23 protein-coding genes and 1 pseudogene are annotated in these 25,421 nt (G+C 57.2%); 17 read left to right on the forward strand and 7 right to left on the reverse strand.

Annotated features, from left to right (window positions below):
• Window positions 1–34 precede the first annotated feature (34 nt).
• Together RZ35_RS03865 and RZ35_RS03870 are read right to left on the reverse strand one after the other, a co-directional pair.
• Entirely contained in the window at window positions 35–319 is a 285-nt protein-coding gene (locus tag RZ35_RS03865; protein WP_026742118.1) for a DUF1435 domain-containing protein, read from the reverse strand.
• Between the two features lie 528 nt (window positions 320–847).
• A complete protein-coding gene (locus RZ35_RS03870; protein ID WP_026742119.1) occupies window positions 848–1,741 on the reverse strand; it encodes a LysR family transcriptional regulator in 894 nt (297 codons plus the stop codon).
• Between the two features lie 147 nt (window positions 1,742–1,888).
• On the opposite strand from RZ35_RS03870, the gene budA reads away from it, so the two are divergent.
• From budA to gcvP, 5 genes are all read left to right on the forward strand, one after another.
• Window positions 1,889–2,641 carry an acetolactate decarboxylase gene (gene budA, locus RZ35_RS03875; protein ID WP_394296476.1) on the forward strand — a complete coding sequence of 251 codons (753 nt, stop codon included), beginning with the start codon at window positions 1,889–1,891 and terminating at the stop codon, window positions 2,639–2,641.
• Between the two features lie 51 nt (window positions 2,642–2,692).
• Window positions 2,693–4,372, forward strand: coding sequence for an acetolactate synthase AlsS (gene alsS / locus RZ35_RS03880; RefSeq protein ID WP_026742121.1), 1,680 nt, complete (start codon window positions 2,693–2,695; stop codon window positions 4,370–4,372).
• A gap of 558 nt (window positions 4,373–4,930) precedes the next feature.
• Complete coding sequence (gene gcvT, locus RZ35_RS03885) at window positions 4,931–6,031, forward strand: glycine cleavage system aminomethyltransferase GcvT (RefSeq protein WP_026742122.1); 1,101 nt, start codon at window positions 4,931–4,933, stop codon at window positions 6,029–6,031.
• A 28-nt stretch (window positions 6,032–6,059) separates the two neighbouring features.
• A complete protein-coding gene (gcvH, locus tag RZ35_RS03890) occupies window positions 6,060–6,461 on the forward strand; it encodes a glycine cleavage system protein GcvH (protein WP_026742123.1) in 402 nt (133 codons plus the stop codon).
• Between the two features lie 83 nt (window positions 6,462–6,544).
• Window positions 6,545–9,418, forward strand: a complete 2,874-nt coding sequence (gcvP, locus tag RZ35_RS03895; protein ID WP_026742124.1) for an aminomethyl-transferring glycine dehydrogenase — start codon at window positions 6,545–6,547, stop codon at window positions 9,416–9,418.
• Window positions 9,419–9,515: 97 nt separating this feature from the next.
• On the opposite strand, the gene RZ35_RS03900 is transcribed toward gcvP, so the two are convergent.
• Entirely contained in the window at window positions 9,516–10,229 is a 714-nt protein-coding gene (locus tag RZ35_RS03900) for a GntR family transcriptional regulator (protein WP_081825689.1), read from the reverse strand.
• Between the two features lie 92 nt (window positions 10,230–10,321).
• Here RZ35_RS03900 and RZ35_RS03905 point away from each other — a divergent pair, with 92 nt between their 5' ends.
• The 4 genes and pseudogenes from RZ35_RS03905 (at window position 10,322) to RZ35_RS03920 (ending at window position 13,423) form a co-directional block, all read left to right on the forward strand.
• Entirely contained in the window at window positions 10,322–11,011 is a 690-nt protein-coding gene (locus tag RZ35_RS03905; protein ID WP_026742126.1) for a DUF2848 domain-containing protein, read from the forward strand.
• Window positions 11,004–11,436 (forward strand): annotated as a pseudogene (locus RZ35_RS03910) (amidase); the annotation flags it as partial. The gene RZ35_RS03905 and the pseudogene RZ35_RS03910, both read left to right, overlap by 8 nt.
• A 14-nt stretch (window positions 11,437–11,450) precedes the next feature.
• Window positions 11,451–12,101, forward strand: a complete 651-nt coding sequence (locus RZ35_RS03915; protein WP_026742128.1) for a DUF4286 family protein — start codon at window positions 11,451–11,453, stop codon at window positions 12,099–12,101.
• The gene (locus RZ35_RS03920; protein ID WP_394296474.1) at window positions 12,098–13,423 is read left to right on the forward strand and encodes an MFS transporter; all 1,326 of its coding nucleotides are present in this window, start codon (window positions 12,098–12,100) and stop codon (window positions 13,421–13,423) included. The genes RZ35_RS03915 and RZ35_RS03920 overlap by 4 nt, the downstream gene beginning before the upstream one ends.
• Window positions 13,424–13,483: 60 nt before the next feature.
• Here the strand turns inward: RZ35_RS03920 and RZ35_RS03925 are convergent, their stop codons facing one another.
• Entirely contained in the window at window positions 13,484–14,086 is a 603-nt protein-coding gene (locus RZ35_RS03925) for an HD domain-containing protein (RefSeq protein WP_026742130.1), read from the reverse strand.
• 230 nt (window positions 14,087–14,316) lie between these two features.
• Here RZ35_RS03925 and trhA point away from each other — a divergent pair, with 230 nt between their 5' ends.
• Window positions 14,317–14,964, forward strand: coding sequence for a PAQR family membrane homeostasis protein TrhA (gene trhA / locus RZ35_RS03930; protein ID WP_394296475.1), 648 nt, complete (start codon window positions 14,317–14,319; stop codon window positions 14,962–14,964).
• Between the two features lie 307 nt (window positions 14,965–15,271).
• On the opposite strand, the gene ygfZ is transcribed toward trhA, so the two are convergent.
• Window positions 15,272–16,252 carry a tRNA-modifying protein YgfZ gene (ygfZ, locus tag RZ35_RS03935; protein ID WP_026742132.1) on the reverse strand — a complete coding sequence of 327 codons (981 nt, stop codon included), beginning with the start codon at window positions 16,250–16,252 and terminating at the stop codon, window positions 15,272–15,274.
• Between the two features lie 232 nt (window positions 16,253–16,484).
• Between ygfZ and sdhE the strand changes: the two genes are divergently transcribed.
• From sdhE to rlmF, 3 genes are all read left to right on the forward strand, one after another.
• Window positions 16,485–16,751, forward strand: coding sequence for an FAD assembly factor SdhE (sdhE, locus tag RZ35_RS03940; protein ID WP_026742133.1), 267 nt, complete (start codon window positions 16,485–16,487; stop codon window positions 16,749–16,751).
• Window positions 16,732–17,148: a protein YgfX gene (locus RZ35_RS03945; protein ID WP_026742134.1), complete on the forward strand. Its 417-nt coding sequence runs from the start codon at window positions 16,732–16,734 to the stop codon at window positions 17,146–17,148. The genes sdhE and RZ35_RS03945 overlap by 20 nt, the downstream gene beginning before the upstream one ends.
• A 292-nt stretch (window positions 17,149–17,440) precedes the next feature.
• Entirely contained in the window at window positions 17,441–18,394 is a 954-nt protein-coding gene (gene rlmF / locus RZ35_RS03950; protein WP_026742135.1) for a 23S rRNA (adenine(1618)-N(6))-methyltransferase RlmF, read from the forward strand.
• Between the two features lie 58 nt (window positions 18,395–18,452).
• Here the strand turns inward: rlmF and fldB are convergent, their stop codons facing one another.
• Together fldB and RZ35_RS03960 are read right to left on the reverse strand one after the other, a co-directional pair.
• Window positions 18,453–18,986, reverse strand: coding sequence for a flavodoxin FldB (gene fldB / locus RZ35_RS03955; protein WP_026739682.1), 534 nt, complete (start codon window positions 18,984–18,986; stop codon window positions 18,453–18,455).
• Between the two features lie 157 nt (window positions 18,987–19,143).
• The gene (locus RZ35_RS03960) at window positions 19,144–20,472 is read right to left on the reverse strand and encodes an MFS transporter (RefSeq protein WP_026742136.1); all 1,329 of its coding nucleotides are present in this window, start codon (window positions 20,470–20,472) and stop codon (window positions 19,144–19,146) included.
• 252 nt (window positions 20,473–20,724) lie between these two features.
• Between RZ35_RS03960 and xerD the strand changes: the two genes are divergently transcribed.
• The 4 genes from xerD to prfB all read left to right on the forward strand — a co-directional run bounded on the left by xerD (window position 20,725) and on the right by prfB (window position 25,417).
• Window positions 20,725–21,624, forward strand: a complete 900-nt coding sequence (gene xerD, locus RZ35_RS03965) for a site-specific tyrosine recombinase XerD (protein WP_026742137.1) — start codon at window positions 20,725–20,727, stop codon at window positions 21,622–21,624.
• An 80-nt stretch (window positions 21,625–21,704) separates the two neighbouring features.
• Window positions 21,705–22,415 carry a bifunctional protein-disulfide isomerase/oxidoreductase DsbC gene (gene dsbC / locus RZ35_RS03970; protein ID WP_026742138.1) on the forward strand — a complete coding sequence of 237 codons (711 nt, stop codon included), beginning with the start codon at window positions 21,705–21,707 and terminating at the stop codon, window positions 22,413–22,415.
• 7 nt (window positions 22,416–22,422) lie between these two features.
• Complete coding sequence (gene recJ / locus RZ35_RS03975) at window positions 22,423–24,156, forward strand: single-stranded-DNA-specific exonuclease RecJ (RefSeq protein ID WP_026742139.1); 1,734 nt, start codon at window positions 22,423–22,425, stop codon at window positions 24,154–24,156.
• A gap of 162 nt (window positions 24,157–24,318) precedes the next feature.
• Window positions 24,319–25,417, forward strand: a protein-coding gene (prfB, locus tag RZ35_RS03985; protein ID WP_099049236.1) for a peptide chain release factor 2 whose coding sequence is annotated in 2 segments (ribosomal slippage) — window positions 24,319–24,393 and window positions 24,395–25,417 — 1,098 coding nt in all. Because the reading frame shifts where the segments join, the coding sequence is not laid out codon by codon here.
• Window positions 25,418–25,421 lie beyond the last annotated feature (4 nt).

The following is a 25,421-nucleotide window of genomic DNA, read 5'->3' on the forward strand; positions in this document are numbered from 1 at the left end:
TTTCCTTATTTTTATCTATGCCATAGCCTTATCGCTAGATGCCGCGCAGCGTCACGGATAGCGCCGTCAGTCCGCCTGCCAGCGCAATACAGGACGGCAGCAGCAGATAGTGGCGCAGCCGCTGATGAAACAGCATTCCCAGCGTCACCAGCATGGCCAGCGTCACGATGTATCTCAGAGAGTGCAGGTCGATACCCGGCAGCAACAGCAGGGGCATCAACGTCACGGGAACCAGAGTCCCCCAGGCGCTGGAAAGCGGTTTGCCGAAGTACCAGGTGATTCCCCATAGCCCACAGGCGGCAATCATCGCGGTCAACATAGTCTCTTACCATGACGATAATGATAATTACTATCATATAGAAAACCTTGCTGAATACAACTTCTGCCGGACAGCGTCATAACTCACTTATGACGGCGACCTGACTATTCGCATCAAAGGAGATGGGCGGAGATCGGACAAAGAGCAATAGAATTATGGGATAATCGCGAACCTTAAGGGTTGGATGTGAAAACAGTTAAATGAAATAATCATCACTTGATTTAACTATTTTTTGCGCTTTCTGATCGATAGCTTTCCGCCTGGTGTAACGCGTTTTTCGCTAAACGCGCACGGTGAATGAAAAGGAAGCCAACGGTTCAGGCGCTTATGTACGAAACTATCGCATGTCTCCTTTTCCTTTATTCCGTGACTGCATCGCGCCCTGCGATGAGCTGAGAATCTGCTACTGGGGCAGCACGTTCCGTCATCGTCGGCTACGATTTCTGACGTATCGACGTGCAAAAGAGGGCGAGCCTGAATCTCTGACTCGCCTTGATATCGCCTGACCGGTTTCACCTACCGAGTTCGCTACTTTTCCTGTTCGTGGCCGTGCAGCAATTGCACCATATTGTGCAGGGTGGCTGACGTATCGTGCTTGCGCCAAATTACCGCAATCTGCGTGTTGAGATGGGGCGTGTCGATTTCGTGATACGTCACATTTCCGGTCTGAATGCAGGACAGGGACTCCGGAATGAACGTAATGCCGAAGCCGGAAGCGACCATGCTGATCGTCGCCGTGATATGCGGCGCCAGTGGGTTGATTTTGGGTTGGTAACCCGCGAGATAGCAGGCGCGAATGATCATGTCGTGCAAACTGGGGCAGAGTTCTCGCGGGAAAATAATTAGCGGTTCAGACTCCATCTGGCTGAGATGCACTTCCTGCTGATCGCTGAGGGGATGACTATCTGGNAACACCAGCCGCATATCCTCTTCTACCAGGATTTCACCGTCGAACTCGTCGCCAATATCACAGGGCAGGCGCACAAAGGCGATATCCGTGCTGCGATTGCGCAGGCTCTCCAAAATCTCATTGATATGCTCTTCCTGCGGCTGCATCTGCACGCTCGGAAAGCGCTGGCGGAAAAGCCGCAACATTTTCAGCACCAGCGGGTGGAAGGTCACCGCGCAAGAAAACCCCACATTAATGGCGCCACTCTCTCCGCGAGCGATACAACGCACCCTCTCCATGGCGGCGTCGGTCAGTTCGAGTATCTGCTTGGCATCCTGGTAAAAGGCTTCTCCCGCTTCGGTCATCTCCACGCCGCGCGTCATTCGCTTCAGCAACGGGGTGCCAATTTCACGTTCGAGCTTTTGTATTTGTTGGCTAAGCGGAGGNTGCGATATCCCTAGTGATTCAGCTGCGCGGGTAAAGTGCCGCGTGGATGCAACGGCGACGAAATAGCGCAGATAACGTAACTCCATATATTTTAGATCTCCAAATAGTCACGTTTTTATATTGGAACTTTGAATCTCACGGGAGCAATATTCAAGGGAAACATTAATTAAATTTATGTCGTACCTCGTCGGAAGAGAAGGGATATGAAAGATTCCAACTGCGTTGACCCCTGTATGGCAGAGCTTGCCAACTTCGTCCATCAGCATCAAAAACACCACCCAGAGTGTCAGATCTATCAAACCTCATTGATGAGCGGGTTGATAAATGGCGTGTACGAAGGCAGTACAACCATGGCGGATCTGCTTGAACATGGTGATTTCGGATTAGGCACGTTTAACGATCTTGATGGAGAGCTGGTTGCAATGGAAAGCCGTATTTTCCAATTGCGCTCCGATGGCAGCGCTCGCGCCGCCAAGCCCGATCAGAAAACGCCTTTTGCCGTAATGACCTTCTTCCGTCCGACTGAAAAGATGCAGTTTGACCATGCGCTCAGTCGTGAGGACCTTCATCAGCGTATTGATGATTTTGTTGCAACAGACAATCTTTTTTGTGCTTTACGAATCGATGGCTCCTTCAGCTACGTCGAGACTCGTACGGTACCTCGCCAGGAACGACCTTATAAACCGATGCTGGAAGCTATTGCCCAGCAACCGACTTTCCGTTTCGACAACTGCAAGGGCAACGTAATCGGTTTTCGTAGCCCTAATTATGTTCAAGGGATCAATGTCGCCGGCTATCACGAGCATTTTATCACTGATAGCCGACAAGGCGGCGGACATATCCTTGATTACCGCCTGGAGAACGGCATGCTGCAATTTGGCACCATCGCCAAATTAGTCATCNACCTGCCTCTGGATCAGGATTTTCTGCGAGCCAACTTGTCCCATGAAGATCTCGATAGCCTCATCCACTCTGTGGAAAGCTAAAGTTCATCAAGGTACTGAAAAGAAAGCACAAAAATGCATAGGAAAAATGTTATGGAAAATAAGGATGGTCAACAGCACTGGGCTTGCGGTGCGGATCTGATCGTAAAACATCTGGAGCAGGAAGGGGTCAAATACGTCTTCGGTATTCCTGGCGCTAAAGTCGACCGCGTTTTTGATTCACTTGTGGACTCATCGATCCAGACCATCCCCGTACGTCACGAAGCCAATGGGGCTTTCATGGCATCGGCAATCGGCCGTCTGACGGGGAAAGCGGGCGTTACGATGGTGACTTCCGGTCCTGGCTGCTCCAACCTGGTGACGGGTCTGGCGACGGCGACCTCGGAAGGCGACCCGATTGTTGCGCTGGGGGGGGCCGTGAAACGCGCCGACAGACTAAAACTGACTCACCAGAGCCTGGATACTGTCAGCCTGTTCAAGCCGGTCACCAAGTTCAGCGCGGAAATTCCTGTTTCCTCCGCTATTTCTGAAGTGCTGGCTAATGCGTTCCGCGCCGCCGAGTTCGGTCGTCCGGGCGCTTCGTTTATTAGTCTGCCGGAAGACATTGTCAACGATCCGGNGACAAGCCCTGTGCTGGCCGCGACAAACCTGCCTACGCTGAATAGCGCGCCTCTGGCGGACGTCAAACGCGTTGCGCAAATGATCGAAAAGGCAAAAAACCCGATTTTGCTGCTAGGTCTGATGGCCAGCCAGCCGAAAAATGCCGATGCGCTGCGCCGCCTGCTACACCGCAGCCAACTGCCGGTCACCAGCACCTATCAGGCTGCCGGCGTTATCGATCAGCAGCACTTTGACCATTTTGCCGGCCGTGTCGGTCTGTTCAATAACCAGGCAGGCGACAAACTGTTGCAGCAAGCCGACCTGATCATCACCGTCGGTTATAGCCCGGTCGAATATGCGCCGGCGCTGTGGAACACCGGCAATGCGACGCTGGTGCATATCGATGTGCTGCCATCCGAACTGGAATGCGACTACCGTCCGGACCTGGAGCTGGTGGGGGACATCTGCATCACCATCGATATGCTGAACGAGCAGCTGAATTCGCCGATTAGCTTGTCTTCCGACGCCGTCGCTATTTTGGAAGAGCGTCGCGAACTGCGTCATCAACTGGCGACCCATGCCATCAACATGAACGGCTTCGCTATCCATCCGTTGCGTCTGGTTCGTGCGATGCAGGATCTGGTGAACAAAGATGTCACGCTGTGTGTCGATATGGGCAGCTTCCATATCTGGCTTGCGCGTTACCTGTACAGCTTCCGCGCACGCCAAGTGCTAATGACCAACGGTCAGCAGACCATGGGTGTGGCGCTGCCCTGGGCGATTGCGGCCGCGTTGGTGAATCCGAACCAGAAAGTGCTGTCGGTATCTGGCGACGGTGGCTTCATGCAGTCCAGTATGGAACTGGAAACGGCGGTTCGTCTGAACTGTAATGTCCTGCATATCATCTGGGTGGATAATGCCTACAACATGGTTGAAATCCAGGAACAGAAGAAATACAACCGCGGATCTTGCGTCAAGTTCGGACCGATTGATTTCAAAGTGTATGCGGAAGCCTTCGGCGCGAAAGGCTTCGCGGTTGAGTCGTCTGAAGAGCTGATTCCAAAACTGCATCAGGCGATGGACGTCGACGGACCTGCGGTGATCGCAATTCCGGTGGACTACTCCGACAACCACTATCTGATGGAAAACGTCAACATCGCGCATCTGATCTAAGTCAGTCGCGTTCGTTGCGGGCGGCACATCACGGTCATGACGGACCGGCGGTGCGCCGCCTTTTTATTTGCCTGTCGCCACTCNCTTCTTCCCCCTTATTCACGATCGCGTTCGGGCGTTCTCATTCTGGATGGCAATAAAGCGTGATAGGGATCGCATCGCGATTGATAGCGAATAGAAACTCCGTCGCCTGACCACTCTGCACCGCCTCATTCTTGCCTGAAATAATCTAATTTTACCTACTTTTTCGCATTAGATTACCTAATGCGTTTTGTTTCTGTGGTGTGTTGAGAAATAGGGAGTATGCGGGGGTTTTTATCATTTTTAAGTATTAAGCCGAATATCTTCGCTTATATCTGCTGATTAATGCCTTTTTAATAGCGAAAAAAGTGGATGTGGTGGAAGGGTAATCACACTTTTATTAGGCGTTATTATATAGATTTACTTATGGCAGGGCGTGTGGTTAAGAACCCACATCGGTGGTAAGTTCAAAGGCAGAGATCACGTTTGCGTTGGACGCATCCGCTGTAACCAGCACGGTTAACGTAGAGGGAAAAGATGGCAAAGCAAACCCCGCTGTATGAACAACATTTGGCCGACGGCGCCAAAATGGTGGATTTTCATGGCTGGATGATGCCGCTGCACTACGGCTCACAGCTGGAGGAACATCACGCGGTGCGCAAGAGCGCCGGAATGTTCGATGTTTCGCACATGACTATCGTCGATTTGCATGGCGCTCGCGTACGCGAGTTTTTACGCCATCTGCTGGCGAACGACGTGGCCCGGCTGAAGCAGCCCGGTAAAGCGCTCTACACCGCCATGCTGACTCCCTCCGCCGGCGTGATAGACGATTTAATCGTCTACTTTCTCAAGGAAGACTTTTTCCGGATGGTGGTCAACTCGGCCACTCGCGAAAAAGATCTGGCCTGGATAGAAGAGCAGGCGAAACCTTTCATGGTGCAAATTCAGGAGCGTGACGATCTGGCGCTGATCGCGATCCAGGGGCCGCTGGCGCAGGAAAAGGTACAGCGATTGCTGACGTCGCAGCAGCGCAAAGATACGGCCGGCATGAAGCCGTTTTTCGGCGTACAGAGCGGCGACTGGTTTATCGCCACCACCGGGTATACCGGCGAGGCCGGCTATGAAATCGCGCTGCCGAAAGCACACGCGGTCGGCCTGTGGCAACAGCTGCTGGCGGAGGGCGTTCAGCCTGCGGGGCTGGGGGCGCGCGATACTCTGCGTCTCGAATCCGGCATGAATTTGTATGGACAGGATATGGATGAAGGCGTTTCTCCCCTGGCGGCGAATATGGGGNGGACGATCGTCTGGGAGCCGGAAGATCGTCAGTTTATCGGGCGTGAAGCTTTGGAGCGTCAACGAGCCCACGGCACCGAGCAACTGGTCGGGCTGGTCATGACGGAAAAAGGCGTATTGCGCAACGGCTTGCCGGTGCATTTCACCGATGCCAGCGGCGCGGTGCGCGAAGGCGTGATCACCAGCGGCTCGTTCTCGCCCACTTTGGGCGTCAGCATCGCGTTGGCTCGCGTCCCGCAAGGCATCGGCGAACAGGCGGTGGTGCGTATCCGCCAGCGCGAAGTCCCCGTCCGGGTGACGAAGCCTAATTTTGTCCGTGCAGGAAAAGCCCTGATAGAGATTTAACCGTTTTGTCTAAAAGGAGAAAGTGGCAATGAGCAATGTACCGGCGGAATTGAAATATACCTCGTCCCATGAATGGGTCGCGGCGGACGAAGGCGGCACCTATCGTGTTGGGATCACCGAGCACGCGCAGGCGCTGCTGGGCGACATGGTATTTATCGACTTGCCCGATGTGGGCAGCCAGTTCAACGCCGGGGGCGAATGCGCCGTGGCGGAGTCGGTCAAGGCCGCATCGGATGTCTACACTCCATTGAGCGGCGAAGTGGTTGAGGTCAACGGCGAGCTGGAAGGCGCACCGGAACAGGTCAACAGCGATCCCTACGGCAGCGGATGGTTATTTCGTATTAAGTCCGGCGATGGCGCAGAGTGGGACAATCTATTGGATGCCGCCGCTTATCAGACGCTGCTGGATGAAGAAGACGACGGGCACTAATCGTCGTTGGCGCCCGGACGGGTGATCTTTCGGGGCGCCGCAGGCGGCGCTCGCTTGATGTGGTTTGATGCAGGAATGTCGTAATGACCCAGACTCTCAGTCAACTTGAATACCCTAGCGCTTTCGTGGAACGCCATATCGGTCCCACCGCCGCGCAGCAGCAGGATATGCTGGCGTCGGTCGGCGCAGAATCGCTGGATCGACTGATTCAGCAGATCATCCCGCCGGATATCCAGTTGCCCAGTCCCCCCGCCGTCGGGGATGCCGTCACGGAACATCAGGCGCTGGCGGAGCTGAAGGCGATCGCCAGCCGTAATCAGATCTACAAAAGTTATATCGGCATGGGTTACTACGGCGTACAGATGCCGCCGGTGATCCTGCGGAACGTGCTGGAAAATCCGGGATGGTACACCGCTTACACGCCTTATCAACCCGAAGTGTCTCAGGGACGGCTCGAAGCCTTGCTCAATTTCCAGCAGGNAACCCAGGATCTGACTGGACTGCCGGTGGCGTCCGCTTCGCTGCTGGACGAGGCGACTGCGGCGGCGGAAGCGATGGCGATGGCCAAACGCGTCAGCAAGCTGAAGCAAGCCCACCGTTTCTTCGTCGCGAACGACGTGCACCCCCAAACGCTGGATGTCATGCGGACGCGCGCCGCGACCTTCGGCTTTGACATCGTGACCGGAGATCCGCAGGACGCGCTTGAGGATGACGGCATCTTCGGCGTTCTGGTGCAGCAGCTGGGTACGACCGGCGAACTGCACGACTATCGGACGCTGCTGAGCGAGCTGCGCCAACGCAAAGTGATCACCTGCGTTGCGGCGGATTTGCTGGCGCTGGTACTGCTCGAAGCGCCTGGCGCTCAGGGGGCCGACATCGTCTTTGGCTCCGCGCAGCGCTTCGGCGTGCCAATGGGATACGGCGGCCCGCATGCGGCATTTTTCGCCAGTCGCGAAGAGTACAAACGCGCGACGCCGGGCCGCATTATCGGCGTCTCTCGCGATGCCGCGGGCAACACAGCGCTGCGTATGGCGATGCAGACTCGCGAACAGCACATTCGCCGTGAAAAGGCCAACTCCAACATTTGCACATCCCAGGTATTGTTAGCGAATTTGGCGGGCATGTATGCGGTGTACCACGGCCCGGAAGGGCTTAAACGCATCGCCCGACGCATTCACCGCCTTACCGATATTTTGGCCGCCGGGCTGCGGCAGCGCGGCGCCNCCTTATGGCATACCCGCTGGTTCGATACGCTGACCGTCTCGGTCGCGGATAAGGCAACGACGCTGAGCCGGGCGTTAAGTTTTGGCGTAAATCTGCGCGGCGATCTGGACGGCGCGGTCGGGATCTCGCTGGATGAAACCACGACGCGCGATGATATACAGGCGCTGTTCGCGATCCTGCTGGGGGACGAGCACGGTCTGGATATCGATGCGCTGGATCGCGAGGTCAGCGCGCGATCGGACTCGTTGCCTGCCGCGCTGCTGCGGAAGGACGACATCCTGACGCACCCGGTGTTTAACCGCTATCACAGTGAAACCGAGATGATGCGCTATCTGCATCGTCTGGAGAGACAGGATTTGGCGCTCAATCAGGCCATGATCCCGCTAGGCTCCTGCACCATGAAACTCAACGCGGCGGCGGAAATGCTGCCGATCACCTGGCCCGAATTTGCCGAGTTGCACCCGTTTTGCCCGCCCGTGCAAGCGCAGGGTTACCGCCAGATGATCGCTATGCTGAGCGAGTGGCTGGTGCTGCTGACCGGCTATGACGCCGTCTGCATGCAGCCGAATTCCGGTGCGCAGGGCGAATATGCCGGTCTGCTGACCATCCGTCGGTATCATGAAAGCCGCAATCAGCCGCAGCGCCAAATCTGCCTGATCCCCAGCTCCGCGCACGGCACCAACCCGGCTTCCGCGCACATGGCGGGCATGGAGGTGGTCGTTGTCGCCTGCGACAAGCAGGGCAACATCGACCTGCACGATCTGCGGGAGAAAGCGGCTCAGGCCGGAGAGCGGCTGGCCTGCATCATGGTGACCTATCCGNCGACGCATGGCGTCTACGAAGAGACCATCCGTGAAGTATGTCAGGTTGTGCACCAGTACGGCGGCCAGGTCTATCTTGACGGGGCCAATATGAACGCGCAGGTGGGCATCACCTCGCCCGGTTTTATCGGTGCAGACGTGTCTCACCTCAACCTGCACAAAACCTTCTGTATCCCTCACGGCGGCGGCGGTCCGGGGATGGGGCCGATAGGGGTGAAGGCGCATCTGGCGCCGTTTGTGCCGGGGCATCAGGTCGTAAAAATCGCTGACGTGCTGACCGCGCAGGGCGCCGTATCCGCCGCGCCGTTCGGCAGCGCCTCGATCCTGCCTATCAGCTGGATGTACATCCGCATGATGGGCGCTGAAGGGCTGAAACAGGCCAGCCAGATCGCCATTCTTAACGCCAACTACGTGGCGGCGCGGCTACAGTCGGCGTTCCCGGTGCTCTACAGCGGCCTCGGTGGCCGGGTTGCGCACGAATGCATTCTGGACATCCGACCCTTGAAGGAAATCAGCGGGATCGGCGAACTGGATATCGCCAAACGGCTGATCGACTATGGTTTTCATGCGCCAACGATGTCGTTCCCGGTCGCGGGGACGTTGATGATTGAACCTACGGAGTCGGAAAGTCAGATAGAGCTGGATCGCTTTATCGACGCGATGCTGGCGATACGTGAAGAGATCGACCGCGTAGCGCGCGGGGAGTGGCCGCTGGACGATAACCCGCTGGTCAACGCGCCGCATATCCAAACCGAGTTGGTTACCGAATGGTCCCNCCCTTACGGGCGTGATCTGGCGGTGTTCCCGGCGGGCGCCGCGAACAAGTTCTNGCCGACTGTGAAACGACTGGACGACGTGTACGGCGACCGCANCCTGTTTTGCTCATGCGTCCCTATCAGCGACGACGTCTGACGGCGTCTCGCTTTCGCGGCTCAGGGGCTGAATTGGAGGGAAGGACGGGGACTTGCCGTAAGGTCAGTCCCCGTCCTGTTTTGAGCGGCCCGCGCGACTAAAAGGTATGCAACAGCGCGTGGCGGAACGACAGGATGTGCGCTTCCATCGCAGCTTCCGCTGCTGCTACATCCTGCCTCTTGAGCGCCTCTATCACGGCGCGATGCTCTTCAACCACTTCCTGCATGTGCCTTTCTTTGGACAAGGTGCTGGCCCAAAAACGCTGCGCTCTGGCGTGCAGGACGCTGAGCATGTCCGTCAAGGTGCTGTTGCCGGCAATCTGCGCCAGCATCTGATGGAATGCGTAGTCCAGCGTCATCATTTGTATTCGGTCACGGGCCTGACAGGCGGCGTCGATCTGCTGATTCAGTTCGCTTAGTTCGGTAATCTGCACCGCCGTAGCGCGCTGGCAGGCAAGCCGGATGCACAGGTTTTCGTTCGCAAGCCGGACCTCGATCAGTTCCAGCGCATCGTTGATCGAAAGGGGAGACACCACCACGCCCTTGCGTGGGATCACCTGTAGCAATCCCTCATTCGCCAGGCGATGAATGGCCTGGTTGACGGGGGTCCTGCCCATATCTAGCTCATTCATGACCTGTGCCGTGTTCACATACTCGCCGGGTTTATAGCTCAGAGTGACCAGCAACTGTTTGAATCGCCGATAGGCCAGTTCGTTCTGCGAGAGTCCGGCCTCTTCCGCTGTCGGCAAGACCCGACGTTGTTCATCGACGTGCTTCACGTATCGCTCCTGCAATGAAAAGTCTTTCACCATAGTACACAGAACATGGCACGAAAATCGCTTATTCCCTGATTGAAAACCGTGTGAAATTTCACAGTTATTTTTAGTGTGGGGTGAGCAACGTCATGAAACTGATCTTCAATGTGCTGGAAAAATCAGCAGAAAAGCGAATTGAGGTCGACATTGATCGTCTGGTGATCGCCGGGTGGNCCGGACGCGATCGTGACGCTGTGATGCACCATATCCGGGAACTGGCCGCGCTGGGCGTGCCTCAACCCAGTGCAATTCCGCTGTTCTATCGCGTAGCGGCGAACCAGCTGACGCAGTCCTCTCTCGTTGAAGTCGTCGGCAACGCCAGTTCCGGCGAAGCCGAGCCGCTGATCTTTTCCTACTGTGGGAAACTCTATGTTTCGCTGGCGTCGGATCATACCGATCGTCAGTTGGAAGCGCAGAGCGTAGCACTGTCAAAACAACTGTGCGCTAAGCCGGTGGCGCGGGATGCCTGGCCGCTGCGAGAAGTGATCGCCCATTGGGACTCGCTAATTTTGCGCTCATGGATCGTCGAAAATGGGGAGTATCGGCTCTATCAGGAAGGCGCGTTATCCAGCCTGCAACCGCCGATGGCGCTGTTGGAACGCTATCTGGCGTCTGACGTTCCGACGCGGGTGGATGGACTCGCCATGAGCTGCGGCACGATGACGGCGATTGGCGGCATTCGCCCAGCGGCGGCATTTCGTATGGCGTTGGTCGATGAGCATCTGGGACGCATCATTAGCCACAGCTACTCCAGCGTTGTGCTGCCGGTGGTGGCGTGATGGGCGCGCTGACATTACAGCGGCCGCCGAGGACGACCCGCGCGTATTGTCGCGCATTCGCCGCGGAAGAACATGATGGAGTCTTGCTGGCGCGGCGGCGTGTCCAGTGGCAGCAGCGAGTGACCGCCGAAATCCAAGGTCACGACGCGTTACTGATAGCCACCGTTCTTTTTATCGCGCCGCCTATCGATCAGATGGAGGCCGATGGCGAGACCGATTTTCGCGTTGACGGCATTGCGTTGCGGAATCCTTCCGTCATCAACTTTCTGGACGGCTGCGCGGGTTCCCTGCCGTGCCACCAACCAGGAGATGCGTCGGTCGGCCTGATGCCGGNGCTCTTGCCGATGAAGGACAGCGCGCTATTAGGATGGACGTTGTCGATTGAACGATGCCTTAACGGCGGCCTGACCGCCTCACTTGAATGAGCAGGAGAGAAATCATGAAGGTTTCCCCGAACGGGATGTTGCTTGTCGCCACCGACGTCGCCGAGCAGGATGAGGCGGATTTTAACCAGTGGTACGACTGCGAACACGTGGAGGAGCGGGTGCGGATTCCCGGCTTCCTCACGGGTACGCGCTATCAGGCTTTGCAGGGCGGACGCAAATATTTGGGACTGTACAAAACGGCGTCGTTGGACTGCTTCACCTCGCCGTCTTATCAGGCGGCTTATTCCCACCAGACGGCGTGGTCGCAAACCAATTTGCGGCGCATGCGCGATCCGCTGCGGCGGGTGTCCTCTATCACGGCGGTCACCGGCTGCGGTACGGGCAGTCACTTGAGTTTGCTGTCCCTCGTCCCCGGTGAGAAGCGTACGCTGATCGATCGCATCACTCATCTTGGCAAGTCGCTGACCAAGGCGGCGGGATTCGTCAGCAGCAGCCTGTTGTTGCCGGATGCGGCATTAAGTACGACGCTGCCGAATGCGTCTCCCGCATCCGCGCCGCTTGTCCCGTTACTGGTGCTGGAAAGCAGCTCCGCGTCCGCCGGAGAACAGATGGCGGCGCTGGCGGCACAGGCATTGACGGTGTCTCCTCACGATTTCTTGCATTACGCCTTCAGTTGGCAACTCACCGCACAGGAGCTGAAATGATGAATACCGTGACGACCGAAACGGCGGATCAGGCAACGCCGATTGCCGCCGATACGCCGAATACCGGCAAGCTGGCGGCGGCCAGCTCTATAGGCACCGCGCTGGAGTGGTATGACTTTACCGTCTACAACATCATGGCGGCGCTCGTTTTCAACCATATTTTCTTCCCGTCGTTCGACCCGTTGGTAGGGACGATTCTGGCTTTTTCCACCTATGCCGTCGGGTATATTTCGCGGCCAATCGGCGGGGTCATCTTCGGTCATCTGGGCGATGTGCTGGGGCGGCGTTTCGTGCTCGTTGCCACGCTGGTGATCATGGGAGTGACGACGGCGTTAATGGGCCTGCTGCCCGACTATGCGCACTGGGGGATCTGGAGCCCGCTGCTGTTGGTCACGTTGCGTTTCATTCAAGGGATCGCGCTCGGCGGTGAATGGGCCGGCGCGGTGCTGCTGTCGATGGAGCACGGCAGGCCGCATCAGCGCGGGCGCAACGCCTCGTTTGCTCAGGTGGGGCCTTCTTGCGGCACGCTCATCGGCACGGGGCTTATCACGCTGGTGACGCTCGCCATGTCGCCGGACAGCTTTCAGGCGTGGGGATGGCGTATTCCTTTCCTGCTGAGTCTGGTGCTGGTCGTATTCGGCCTGTGGCTGCGCAGCAGCGTCGGTGAAACGCCCGCTTTTCTCAAGCTGGAGAAAAGTCGACACATCACGCAGGCGCCGGTCCGCGTGGTCTTCAGTCAGCATCTGCGTTCGCTGTTGATCGCCGGTGGCTCGCGCATCGGTTCCGACGTGTTGTATGCGCTGGTGGTGGTGTTTACCCTGACCTATGTGACGACGGTGCTGAATCTGCCGCGGCCGCTGGCGTTAACCGCCACCATGCTGGGCGCGGTCGGCAATGCCATCGCCGTCCCGCTGTTCGGTATGCTGTCCGATCGCTTTGGACGACGACCTGTCAGTATGGGCGGCGCGTTGGCGGCGATCCTTTGGGCATTTGTCTTTTTCGCTTTGCTGGATAGCACGCAGCCGTTGCTGATATGTCTGGCGGTGGTGGTCGGCCTGCTGATCCATGCGTCGATGTATGGGCCGCAGGCGGCGTTTATCACCGAGCAATTTCCTACGCAGGTGCGCTATGCGGGATCGTCGATGGCTTATACGCTGGCGGGGATTGTCGGTGGCGGTTTCGCGCCATTGATTATCACGTACCTGTTTGCGTCTTACGGTACGTCGGTGTCGGTTTCGCTGTATGTGACGCTGGCGCTGTTTTTTACGCTATGGGCCGTGTGGTCGGCGAGAGAAACGGCCCATAAGCCGCTGAAAGACTAAGAAGCGCAACGGTCTGTTGCGCGTTTGATGTCACAAACAACAGACCGGAGAGCAAATGGGCTACTTCAGCCAGCCTTTGCTCTTTGCGACTTCCAGGTGATGACTGAGATAGCCCCACAGTTCTGGATACACTTCGCTGATGAAAGCATTGCGCGACAGCACCTGTTCCAGACGAATGCCGTGCTCCACCCAACTCTGACCGCCGTTGTGGAGGTTCATCAGCACCGGCATCAGGCGGTCAATCAACAGCGCGAAGCGGGCGTCCGGCGTTTTGCTTGCCTCATATTCCAGCCATAGCTGGTGGAAGAGGCTGCGCTGCGGCTCCGGCAGCAGGCCGAACAGCCGTATGGCCGCCGCGACTTCGCGATCGTGTGCATCGGCGCGTCCCTGAAGATCGTAAACCAGCACGTCGCCTGCATCGACCTCGACGATATCGTGGATCAGCGCCATCTGAATGACACGCTGAATATCGACGTCTTCTCCCGCGTATGGCGCAAGGCTCATCGCCGCCAGCGCGAAGTGCCAGCTGTGCTCGGCAGAATCTTCCTGACAGTCAGTGCCAATCACTTTGGAACGGCGTTTCACGCTTTTAAGCTTATCGACTTCCATCAAGAATGCGACGACGTCAGTCAACGGACCAAAGTCCAGTACGGCGAGGGACATCTGAATAATCTCCAGAAGGGAAAGTGCCCAATTGTAGGGCAACACAGGCGACATTGAAATGCGGAATTGGAGGCAGGTGGTTCATACCGTAAGGGCTATAATTATTTCAGCGTACGCGTGTACACTGAAAAAGTTCTCCGTTACTCTGGTTGCGAGGACATCATCCGCTTAGGCTTTTGCATGATAAAAGTCCCCGCTGAGCGGCGAACAGGATATTCAAGAGGTAAATCATGAAGCAGCAGGTATTGGATTCGGGTTATTCGTTGGCGGAGGAAATCGCCAATAGCATCAGCCACGGCGTCGGTTTGGTGTTGGGGATCATCGGGCTGGTTTTACTGCTGACGCAGGCGGAAAAGAACGGCGCAGATGCCACGGCCATCGCCAGTTACAGCCTGTATGGCGGCACGGTGATTCTGCTGTTTCTGGCTTCTACGCTATACCACGCCATTCCCAATCAGGACGCCAAGCGCTGGCTGAAAAAATTCGACCACTGTGCGATTTACCTGCTGATAGCCGGCACTTATACGCCGTTCCTGATGGTGGGGCTGAAGACGCCATTGGCGTATGGACTGATGATTGCCATCTGGAGTCTGGCGCTATTGGGCGTCATCTTCAAAATGGTGTTTGCGCATCGTTTTGAGATCCTCTCCCTGGTGACGTATTTGGTCATGGGCTGGCTATCGCTGATTGTGATTTATGAGCTGGCGGTGACGCTCTCCCTCGGCGGCGTGGTGCTGCTGGCGGTTGGCGGGGCGGTGTATACGCTGGGCGTGATTTTCTATTCCAGCAAGCGGATCCCTTTTAACCATGCCATCTGGCATGGCTTCGTGCTGGGGGGCAGCTTGTGTCATTTTCTGGCGATTTATCTTTATGTCTAACCCCGCAGGGGCGATGCCGCCCGCTTCGGGCGGCAGCTGAGAATGTCTGGTCATCCTTGCTGATATCGGACATCAACGCTTGAAAATAAAGGTTTGAGCGTGCCTTTCGGCGTGAGTCGAGGTCGCGCTCGACGGACATCGCCTTGAATCCGTCACACCCACAACGCAGAAAATATCGATGTCGTGCCGGCTCTGCCTTAGTGCATGGCGGCCAGTCGCAGGCGCGCGGCGATATTCCCTAACTAAGGCTATGCCTTCACCCGATCTCAGCGGCGCGCCGTTTCCCGGCGGCCGCACGTGTGATCGGTTACTCTTCCAGTGAGTAGGGCAGCGGCTGAATTGACAGTGCGCTGGCGCTATCGTCGCGTACGCGCAGCTCGCTGTTGGCTTCCAAATCCTTGTTCAACACCGCCTGCACCCACAGCTGGCCGTCGTGCAAACGCGCGGACGCCAGCACGGTCCCGGTACGACGCCAGTTGTCTCCCAGCTTAAGCTCGAGATCGTCTCCTGGCGCCGGTTCAGTGTTCGACGTGCCGGCCAGCCAATACAGCGCACGCTTATTGGCGCCGCGATACTTGGCGCGCGCCACCATTTCCTGCCCTGCATAGCACCCCTTCAGGAAACTAATACCTTGTAAAGCCTGAAGATTAGTTGCCTGTGGAATGAACTGCGCGCTATTCGCCGTGTCAATCACGGGGTAGCCCGCTTCGATATCGAGCGCCAGCCACTGTTCACCGTCATGACGCGGCGTTTTCGCATCCAGCGCGTTCATTAAGATGGCCGCGCGTTCGGCTGACAGCACCAACAGGAAACGCTCGTCCGGATGCGTGAAATGCAGGAGCGTTGCGCCCGACTCCTGTACCACGGCGTTGTCGGCATCCGGTAATGCCTGAAACAGCGGGGCGAGTTGTTCCCGGATGCCTTGCCCGGCGGCGCCCAGCAGTACGCTATCGTCGTCCGCCGCAATCGTGGTTTTGGAGAAGACCGCGTACTTTTTCAGCTCGGTCAACTGTGCGTCGCGCACGCTGCGGCGTTCGATGTAGGCCAGTCCCTCGCCGTGGTGAAACAGGCGCAGCGCGCTCCACATTTTACCTTTGGCGTCGCAATGGGCGCACAGCACATGCTGGTTAGCCTGCAGCGCCGTCACGTCGGTGGTCACCTGCCCCTGAACATAGCTCACGGTGTCGGGTCCAATCAGGGTGACCAGCCCCCAGTCGTCCAGCGTCATTAGCGTGGCGGGAAGGGCGGATGACGGGAATAACGGGTGTGATGGAATTGTATTAGCCATGGTTACAGTCCTGCTATGAGGGGGATTCAGCAATCGCCTAATGGTAAAAGAGCGGCAAGGGTTTGCAAGCGCTTATTGGGCGGAGATGTCGAATGCGCGAAGCGCTACGCAGAGTGAGCGATGCCGATGCGATTCCTGCGCTAAAATATGTCAAAGTATTACTATTGGTTTAATATCATCGAACAAAATAGGGTTACACTGAAGTCCATGACTGAACAAAGTGAGCGATCATATGGATATCAATGATAAATCACGCATCCACTGGGCTTGTCGGCGCGGCATGCGTGAACTGGATATTTCCATCATGCCGTTTTTCGAGCATGACTACGATGCGTTGAACGATAGCGACAAAAGCGCTTTTGTCCGCCTGCTGCAATGCGACGATCCCGATCTGTTCAACTGGCTGATGAACCACGGCGAGCCATCAGATCAGGCGCTTAAACGCATGGTTTCCCTTATTCAGACGCGAAATAAACACCGTGGCCCAGTGGCAATGTGATCTCAAAGTTTCCTGGCGCATGCAGCTGCTCTCTCTGCTGGCGCACGGCATTATGGTGTTCTTGATTCTGCTGGCCCCGTGGCCGAGCGGATATGCGCCGCTATGGCTGGGGCTGGTGTCGCTGGTGATGTTCGGATTCATTCGCAGTCAGCGCAATATCAAATCCCGACACGGCGCAATATCGCTGTATGGCGAACAGCATCTGCGCTGGCAGCAGCGTGAGTGGCGTATCGTCAAACGTCCGTGGATGCTTAAAAACGGTATTCTGCTGTCGCTGCGCGCGGCGGACGGCGCGGCGCTGGAACAGCGTCTGTGGATCTCATCGGACAGTATGGGGCGGGATGAGTGGCGGCACCTGCGCCAGCTTTTGCTGCAAAAGGACAACTGCGCAGGATAATTACGCATACTGTGACTTTTGTTCCGTAGCGTAATGACCGCCGCCGTACGGAAATTTGCCGCATTGATTCACAGACCACCCAAAAACTCGGCCTTTGAGCGACTCTCCTCCGGCGATCTTGCCGCCCTTCAATCGTTGAGCACTTCTGGCACTTGGTTCGAACAGTCTCGCTCGTCGCTGATGGGNGAAGAAATCGGAGCCATTAGGTCTGGGGGCGAGAAAAATGCCCGCAGCGATTTACGCCATTTGCCGCAGCGGGTATCTTACGCGTCGTTCAACAAGAGAGAAGCTGATGACCACGCCTGCACAAAAACGCGCCGCGCAGAAAAACATGCTGCATCCACGCAACCGCCATCGCGGCCGCTACGATTTCACCGCCCTGAAACTTACGCATCCTGCGTTGACCCCGTTCGTTCATGTGAACGACTATGGCGACGAGTCGATCGATTTTGCCAATCCGGACGCGGTCAAAATGCTGAATCAGGCGCTGTTGCATGAGTTCTATCAGATTGAACACTGGTATTTACCCGAGGGGTTCCTTTGCCCGCCGATCCCCGGACGGGCGGACTATGTTCATCACCTCGCGGATTTGCTGGCCGAGGATAATCAGTCTCAGGTGCCGCGCGACGCCTCCATACTGGATATCGGATGCGGCGCCAACTGCATTTACCCGCTGATCGGCCACCGGGAATACGACTGGCGCTTCACCGGCAGTGAAATCAATGCGCAGGCCATGCAGGCGGCCAACGCGACCATTGCCGCCAACCCCGGCCTAAGCCGGGCTATCCGTCTGCGCCGTCAGAAAGACCATCAGGCCATCCTCAACGGCATCATCCACAAAAATGAGATTTTTGACGCGTCGCTGTGCAATCCGCCTTTCCATGCTTCGGCCAACGAGGCGAAGCAAGGGTCACGCCGGAAGCTGCATAACCTCGGTCTGGACAAACGATCGCCGCTCAATTTCGGCGGGCAGGAAGAGGAACTGTGGTGTGAAGGCGGTGAGAAAGCGTTTATCACGCAAATGATCCGCGAAAGCGCGGTCTTTTCACGTCAATGCCTATGGTTTACGTCGCTGGTTTCGCGCAAAGAGAATCTGCCCGATTTGTATCGGGTGTTGGATGAGGTCGGTGCCGAGAGCGTTAAAACCGTGGATATGGCGCAGGGACAGAAGCAGAGCCGCTTCGTCGCCTGGAGTTTCTTCACGCCAGCCGCTCGCGCCAAGNGGTGGGCGCAGAAGCGTCGTTAACTATCTCAAAAGCGCGGGGCGACGGTTTATCGAGACAACCATCGCCCGACGGCGCACGTTACGCCTGCTCGGATTGGCGTAATGCTTTGAGTTCCTGCAGGATCTGCTCACACCATTGCTGGATGCGGTCTTCACTCATGTCGTACTGATTCACCTCGTCCAGCGCCAGCCCGACGAAGTGCTTGCCGTCGGGCGTCAGAGGCTTGGTGCTGATGAAATCATACTCGTCGGTCGGCCAGTAGCCGATGAAGCGCACGCCCAGCGGTTGTAGCTGCTCATGCAGCATACCCAGCGCATCCAGAAACCACTCGCTGTATCCCAACTGATCGCCCATGCCATAAAGTGCGACGATCTTTCCCTGTAGTTTCAGCGTCGGCAGGTGCTGCCAAATGGCTTCCCAATCCTCCTGAATTTCGCCGAAGTCCCAGGTCGGAATGCCGAGTATCAGCGCTTCATAGTCTTCCATACGTTGGGGATCGACGTCTTTGACGTTGTTCAGTTCGATCATATCCGCACCCAGGATGTCGCGGATTTTCTCTGCCGCCATTTCGGTGTAGCAGGTGCTGGAGCCGTAAAAAAGTCCTATCTTCATAAGCCGTCAGTGTGTTGGGAAAGTGAATGTAAGGCGATGCCGCAGCGCCGCACCGCACAGTCAGGGCGTTAGTCTGGCGAAGTATACTACGCCCGTAAAGCACAAATGACCGTGGGGAAAGCATCGGGGCGAAGACAGGCGCCTTCGCCCGTGATGTTTAATCGAGGGACTGGTGACGTGTTTCTTTGACGAGCAGCAGCGCAATCAGCGTCAACGTGGCCATGGCGGCCAGATAGAGGCCGACGTAGAACAGCCCGTAGTTGCTGGTCAGCCAGGCGGCGATATAAGGCGCGACCGAGGCGCCCAGAATCGAGGACACGTTATAGGAGAAGGAAGCGCCGGTGTAGCGGACTTCCGTCGGGAAGAGTTCCGGCAGCAGCGCACCCATTGGCCCGAACGTAAAGCCCATCATGCTCAGACCCAGTACCAAAAACGCCATCACTAACCCCTGTTCGCCGGAACCCAGCAGGAAGGGGAATACGAAAGCGAACACCAGCATGCTGCAGGTCACGACGATCATGGTGCGACGTCGGCCGTAGATGTCGGCCAGATAGCCGGCGACCGGGATCATCAGACCGAAGCCAATCACCGCTATCATCAGCATCCACAGGAAATTGTTGCGCGGAATACCTAATCCGGCCGGAATCGGCGAGGTACCGTAGGTCATGGAGTAAACGGTCATGATATAAAACAGCGTGTAGGNCGCCAACATGATGAACGTGCCGAGGATCGTCGCTTTCAGATGTTTGCTCAGCAGCGTCCCCATCGGGATCCGCACTTTCTTACCCGCCTGTTCGGCTTTGGCGAAGACCGGCGATTCGTGCAGGGAAACGCGGACATACAGCCCGATCAGCACCAGAATCGCAGAGAAAATAAACGGTACGCGCCAGCCCCACTGCATGAACTGTTCTTCGGTCAGCAGCCAGGACAGCAGCAGGAAAGTGCCGTTGGCGAAGAAGAAGCCAATCGGCGCGCCCAGCTGGGGGAAAGAGCCGTACAGGGCGCGCTTGTGCGCCGGCGCATTTTCCGTCGCAAGCAGCGCCGCGCCGCCCCATTCTCCGCCGAGACCAAGACCCTGACCAAAGCGAGCCAGCGCCAGCAGCATTGGCGCCAGGATACCAATCGTTTGGTAGCTCGGCAGCAGGCCGATGGCGACGGTGGAAATCCCCATCGTCAGCAGCGAAGCCACCAGCGTAGCTTTTCGTCCGACCCGGTCCCCAAAGTGCCCGAATAGGGCGGAACCGATGGGGCGAGCGATAAAAGCAATCGCGAACGTCGCCAGTGACTGGAGTGTTGCGGCAGCGTTATCACCCTGTGGGAAAAAGATGTGCGGGAAAATCAGCACCGCGGCGGTAGCATAGATATAGAAATCAAAGAATTCGATGGCAGTGCCGACCAGAGAAGCAACCACAACCTTATTACGGGAGTTGACGGGGGCGTCTGGTCTCTGATTGTCATCAACGGCGGATGCGACGGAGGATTGCATAGTTTTTTCAGTTTTTTAACAACAAGAATGGGTATTCTATGCATAGAAAATGCTTATTTTCAAACCACCAAGCCGCGTCTGGCGCGGGCTGCGCTGGGAACTGTCCCGCTTTTCCCCCGATTCATAAGATATAATCCCTTGCGCCGCATTTTTTGCCGCAGGATATGACAAAAATAAAAGCAATTACCGAATTGTACCCCGTTCACGCGCTGTCAGGCATAATAGTCCCCGCATGAAACAGAGGAGGCCGCCATGCAGACACCGGATCACCCCCTGATCGAACAGTTTCTGGATGCATTGTGGCTGGAACGAAATCTGGCGGAAAACACGCTGGCTTCCTACCGACAGGATCTGCGCTCTTTGGCGGACTGGCTGGCGCACCATGATAAAAGCCTGTTGCAGGCGGAAGCCGTGGACCTGCAGGCTTTTCTGGCTGAACGACTGGAGGGCGGTTACAAGGCGACCAGCTCTGCGCGTCTGTTAAGCGCCACCCGGCGACTTTTTCAGTATCTTTACCGCGAAAAGCAACGCTCGGACGATCCCAGCGCGGCGCTCTCGTCTCCCAAACTGCCGCAGCGATTGCCGAAGGATTTAACGGAGGCGCAGGTCGACGCGTTGCTCAATGCCCCCTGTGTCGACAAACCTCTTGAACTGCGCGACAAAGCGATGCTGGAAGTTCTGTACGCCACCGGCCTGCGGGTCTCGGAGCTGGTGGGACTGACCATCAGCGATGTCAGCCTGCGTCAGGGCGTGGTGCGCGTGATCGGCAAAGGCAACAAAGAGCGTCTGGTGCCGCTGGGAGAAGAGGCGGTGCACTGGATGGAACAGTATCTGGAATACGGTCGCCCCTGGCTTATCAACGATAAGCCGATCGACGTGATGTTTCCCAGCAGCCGAGGGCAGCAGATGACCCGCCAGACCTTCTGGCATCGCATCAAACATTATGCGGTCATCGCCGCTATTGACAGCGCCAAACTTTCTCCGCATGTTTTGCGTCATGCTTTTGCCACGCATTTACTGAACCATGGCGCGGATTTACGCGTAGTACAAATGCTGTTGGGGCACAGCGACCTGTCCACCACGCAGATCTACACGCACGTCGCCACGGCACGCCTGAAGCAGCTGCACCAGCAGCATCATCCCCGGGCGTGATTGACAGATGAATCATGGGGTGGGGCGGCGTCAGCCATGTCGGCTGCATACGAGGCCTCATCCAATAACAGGATCAATTTATGAAAAAGAGTGCATTACTGCTTTCTCTGCTTGTCGTCGCCATGAGCGCCAGCGCGGACGACGCCGCCATCCAACAGTCACTGACCCGTCTGGGTATGCAAAATGCGGAAATTCAGGCGGCGCCTATCCCAGGAATGAAGACCCTCCTGACCGATAATGGCGTGCTATACATCACCGATGACGGCAAACACCTGTTGCAAGGCCCGTTGTATGACGTGAGCGGTAAAAATCCGGTCAACGTCACCAATTCTATTCTGATGGGTAAGCTGGAAGCGCTGAAGGATCAGATGATTGTGTACAAGGCGGCGCAGGAAAAGCATGTGATCACGGTGTTTACCGATATCACCTGCGGTTACTGCCGCAAACTGCACGAGCAGATGAACGACTACAATGCGCTGGGCATCACCGTCCGCTATCTGGCTTTCCCGCGTCAGGGCGCAGGCTCTCAGACGGAAAAGGATATGCAATCCATCTGGTGCGTAGCCGACCGCAAAAAAGCGTTTGATGCGGCGATGAAAGGCGACGATATCTCGCCCGCGACCTGCAAAACCGATATCTCCGCGCACTATCAGCTCGGCATCTTGTTCGGCGTTCAGGGAACGCCAGCCATCGTGCTGGACGACGGCTCTGTAATCCCGGGTTATCAGGATCCGAAAGAGATGGCCGCCATGCTGCAGGCGCATAAAGCCTCCCAGAAGTCGGGTGGTTAAGCGCCCCGTGACTTTCGTAACTCAGCTCTGCCGCCGTCCGGCGGTAGAGAGTCATCATCTTCCCGACACATTGCCGCCGCTGCTGCGTCGGCTTTACGCCCAGCGCGGCGTTCAGGCTGCGCAGGAGCTGGAACGCAGCCTGCGCGGCCTGCTGGACTATCGACAGCTTTCGGGGATCGACAAGGCGGTAGATTGTCTGCAAGCGGCGCTGGCGGAGCAGCGCCGTATCGTGATCGTCGGCGACTTCGACGCGGACGGCGCGACCAGTACAGCCCTGGCCGTGCTGGCGCTGCGTCGGATGGGCGGTCAGCATATCGNCTTCCTAGTGCCTAACCGTTTTGAAGACGGCTACGGCCTCAGCCCCGAGGTGGTCGCCCAGGCGGCGGCCAAAGGCGCGCAGCTGATCGTCACCGTCGACAATGGGATCTCTTCCCATGCAGGCGTAGACGATGCGCATCAGCGCGGGATTGATGTGCTGGTGACGGATCATCATCTGCCGGGCGAAACCCTGCCCGCGGCGGAGGCTATCATCANCCCTAATCTGGCGGATTGCGCCTTCACGTCCAAGGCCCTCGCGGGCGTGGGGGTGGCGTTCTATCTGATGATGGCGCTGCGGGCGCGGCTGCGCGACGGCGGCTGGTTTGAACAGCACGGCTTGTCTGAGCCTAATCTGGCAGAGCTGCTGGATCTGGTCGCGCTGGGTACGGTGGCGGACGTGGTGCCGCTGGATGCCAACAATCGGATCCTGGTGGCCCAGGGCCTGAACCGCATCCGCGCGGGTAAATGCAGACCGGGCATTCGCGCGTTGCTGGAAGTTTCTAACCGAGAGGCGACTCAGCTCGTCGCCAGCGATTTGGGCTTTGCCCTCGGGCCGCGCCTGAACGCCGCCGGACGGCTGGATGATATGTCCGTCGGCGTGGCGCTGTTGCTGTGTGAGGACATCGTAGAGGCGCGGATGCTGGCGAGCGATCTCGATGCGCTTAATCAGACTCGGCGCGAGATCGAGCAGGGGATGCAGGTCGAGGCGCTGCAACTGTGCGAACAATTGGAACGCAGCAGCGAGACGCTGCCCTGCGGGCTGGCGATGTACCATCCGGAGTGGCATCAGGGCGTCGTCGGCATTCTGGCGTCTCGCATCAAAGAGCGTTTCCATCGCCCGGTCATTGCGTTCGCCCCTGCGGGCGACGGCATACTGAAAGGCTCAGGCCGCTCGGTTGCGGGCCTGCACCTGCGCGACGCGCTGGAGCGGTTGGACACCACCTGTCCCGGCCTGATGATGAAGTTCGGCGGGCATGCGATGGCCGCCGGGCTGTCGCTGGAAGAAGCGCGTTTTGAGGAGTTTCGCCAGCGCTTCGGCGAACTGGTCGGCGAGTGGCTGGATGCCTCTCAGCTACAGGGCGTCATCTGGTCCGACGGCGAACTGGCCGCCCCCGAGTTGACGCTGAGTACCGCGCAGCTGCTGCGGGAAGCCGGTCCCTGGGGGCAGACATTCCCCGAGCCGACATTTGACGGCCGCTTCCGCCTGTTGCAACAGCGTCTGGTGGGAGAACGTCATCTCAAAGTGATGGTGGAACCGCTGGCGGGCGGNCCTTTGCTGGACGGCATCGCGTTCAACGTGGATACCACGCAGTGGCCGGACAGCAGTGTCCGGCAGGTGGAACTGGCCTATAAGCTGGATGTGAATGAGTATCGCGGCAAGCGTTCGGTGCAGCTGCTAATCGAACATTTGTGGCCGCTGTAATGCAAGCTTTCTGCCGAGCCGGGCGGGCGTCGCGGTATCTTTTCGACACGCCCGCCCGCTGCTAAAAACTGAACGGATTGCTATAAACCCCGACGTGGATCCGTTACAATTCGCCGTTTGAATACACGTCGTCCCTTTGACCAACAAAAGATCTTAAACATCATGTTTGAAATTAATCCGGTAAAAAACCGAATTCAGGACCTGTCTGAGCGGACAGCAGTTCTGAGGGGGTATCTTTGACTACGATGCCAAGAAAGAACGCCTTGAAGAAGTAAACGCCGAACTGGAACAGCCGGACGTTTGGAACGAGCCAGAACGCGCTCAGGCGCTGGGTAAAGAACGCTCCTCTCTGGAAGCGATCGTCGACACCATCGACCAAATGACGCAGGGGCTGGAAGATGTCTCCGGTCTGCTGGAATTGGCGGTGGAAGAAGACGACGAAGACACCTTCAACGAAACCTGCGCCGAACTCGACGGTCTGGAAAATAAACTCAGCCAGTTGGAATTTCGCCGCATGTTCTCCGGCGAGTACGACAGCGCCGACTGCTATCTCGACATCCAGGCGGGTTCAGGCGGTACGGAAGCGCAGGACTGGGCCAGCATGCTGGTGCGTATGTACTTGCGCTGGGCGGAAGCTAAAGGCTTCAAAACCGAAATCATTGAAGAATCAGATGGTGAAGTGGCCGGGATCAAATCCGCGACCCTCAAAATCATCGGCGATTATGCCTTCGGCTGGCTGCGGACGGAAACCGGCGTGCATCGCCTGGTGCGTAAAAGCCCGTTCGACTCCGGCGGCCGCCGTCACACGTCCTTCAGCTCGGCATTCGTCTATCCCGAAGTGGACGACGATATTGATATCGAAATCAACCCGGCCGACTTGCGTATCGACGTCTATCGCGCCTCCGGCGCCGGTGGTCAGCACGTTAACCGGACCGAGTCCGCGGTGCGTATCACCCATATACCGACCAACATCGTTACCCAGTGTCAGAACGACCGTTCGCAGCATAAAAACAAAGATCAGGCGATGAAACAGCTGAAAGCCAAGCTGTACGAGTTTGAGATGCAAAAGAAAAATGCTGAAAAACAGGCGCTGGAAGACAACAAGTCCGACATTGGCTGGGGAAGCCAGATTCGCTCTTATGTGCTGGATGATTCGCGCATTAAAGACCTGCGTACCGGGGTGGAAACACGCAACACCCAGGCGGNGCTCGACGGCGATCTGGACAAATTTATTGAAGCAAGTTTAAAAGCGGGGCTATAAGGAA

The organism is Lonsdalea quercina subsp. quercina (assembly GCF_000688655.1).
In the GTDB taxonomy this organism is placed as follows: Bacteria; Pseudomonadota; Gammaproteobacteria; order Enterobacterales; family Enterobacteriaceae; genus Lonsdalea; species Lonsdalea quercina.

Bases quoted from the DNA above. Each gene is read 5' to 3' on its own strand.
- sdhE (WP_026742133.1), top strand. From the start codon at position 16,485: ATGGATATCAATGATAAATCACGCATCCACTGGGCTTGTCGGCGCGGC.
- ygfZ (WP_026742132.1), bottom strand. From the start codon at position 16,252: ATGGCTAATACAATTCCATCACACCCGTTATTCCCGTCATCCGCCCTT.
- RZ35_RS03900 (WP_081825689.1), bottom strand. From the start codon at position 10,229: ATGGTGAAAGACTTTTCATTGCAGGAGCGATACGTGAAGCACGTCGAT.
- dsbC (WP_026742138.1), top strand. From the start codon at position 21,705: ATGAAAAAGAGTGCATTACTGCTTTCTCTGCTTGTCGTCGCCATGAGC.
- RZ35_RS03925 (WP_026742130.1), bottom strand. From the start codon at position 14,086: ATGTCCCTCGCCGTACTGGACTTTGGTCCGTTGACTGACGTCGTCGCA.
- RZ35_RS03865 (WP_026742118.1), bottom strand. From the start codon at position 319: ATGTTGACCGCGATGATTGCCGCCTGTGGGCTATGGGGAATCACCTGG.
- RZ35_RS03915 (WP_026742128.1), top strand. From the start codon at position 11,451: ATGAAGGTTTCCCCGAACGGGATGTTGCTTGTCGCCACCGACGTCGCC.
- fldB (WP_026739682.1), bottom strand. From the start codon at position 18,986: ATGAAGATAGGACTTTTTTACGGCTCCAGCACCTGCTACACCGAAATG.
- RZ35_RS03920 (WP_394296474.1), top strand. From the start codon at position 12,098: ATGATGAATACCGTGACGACCGAAACGGCGGATCAGGCAACGCCGATT.
- gcvH (WP_026742123.1), top strand. From the start codon at position 6,060: ATGAGCAATGTACCGGCGGAATTGAAATATACCTCGTCCCATGAATGG.
- xerD (WP_026742137.1), top strand. From the start codon at position 20,725: ATGCAGACACCGGATCACCCCCTGATCGAACAGTTTCTGGATGCATTG.
- trhA (WP_394296475.1), top strand. From the start codon at position 14,317: ATGAAGCAGCAGGTATTGGATTCGGGTTATTCGTTGGCGGAGGAAATC.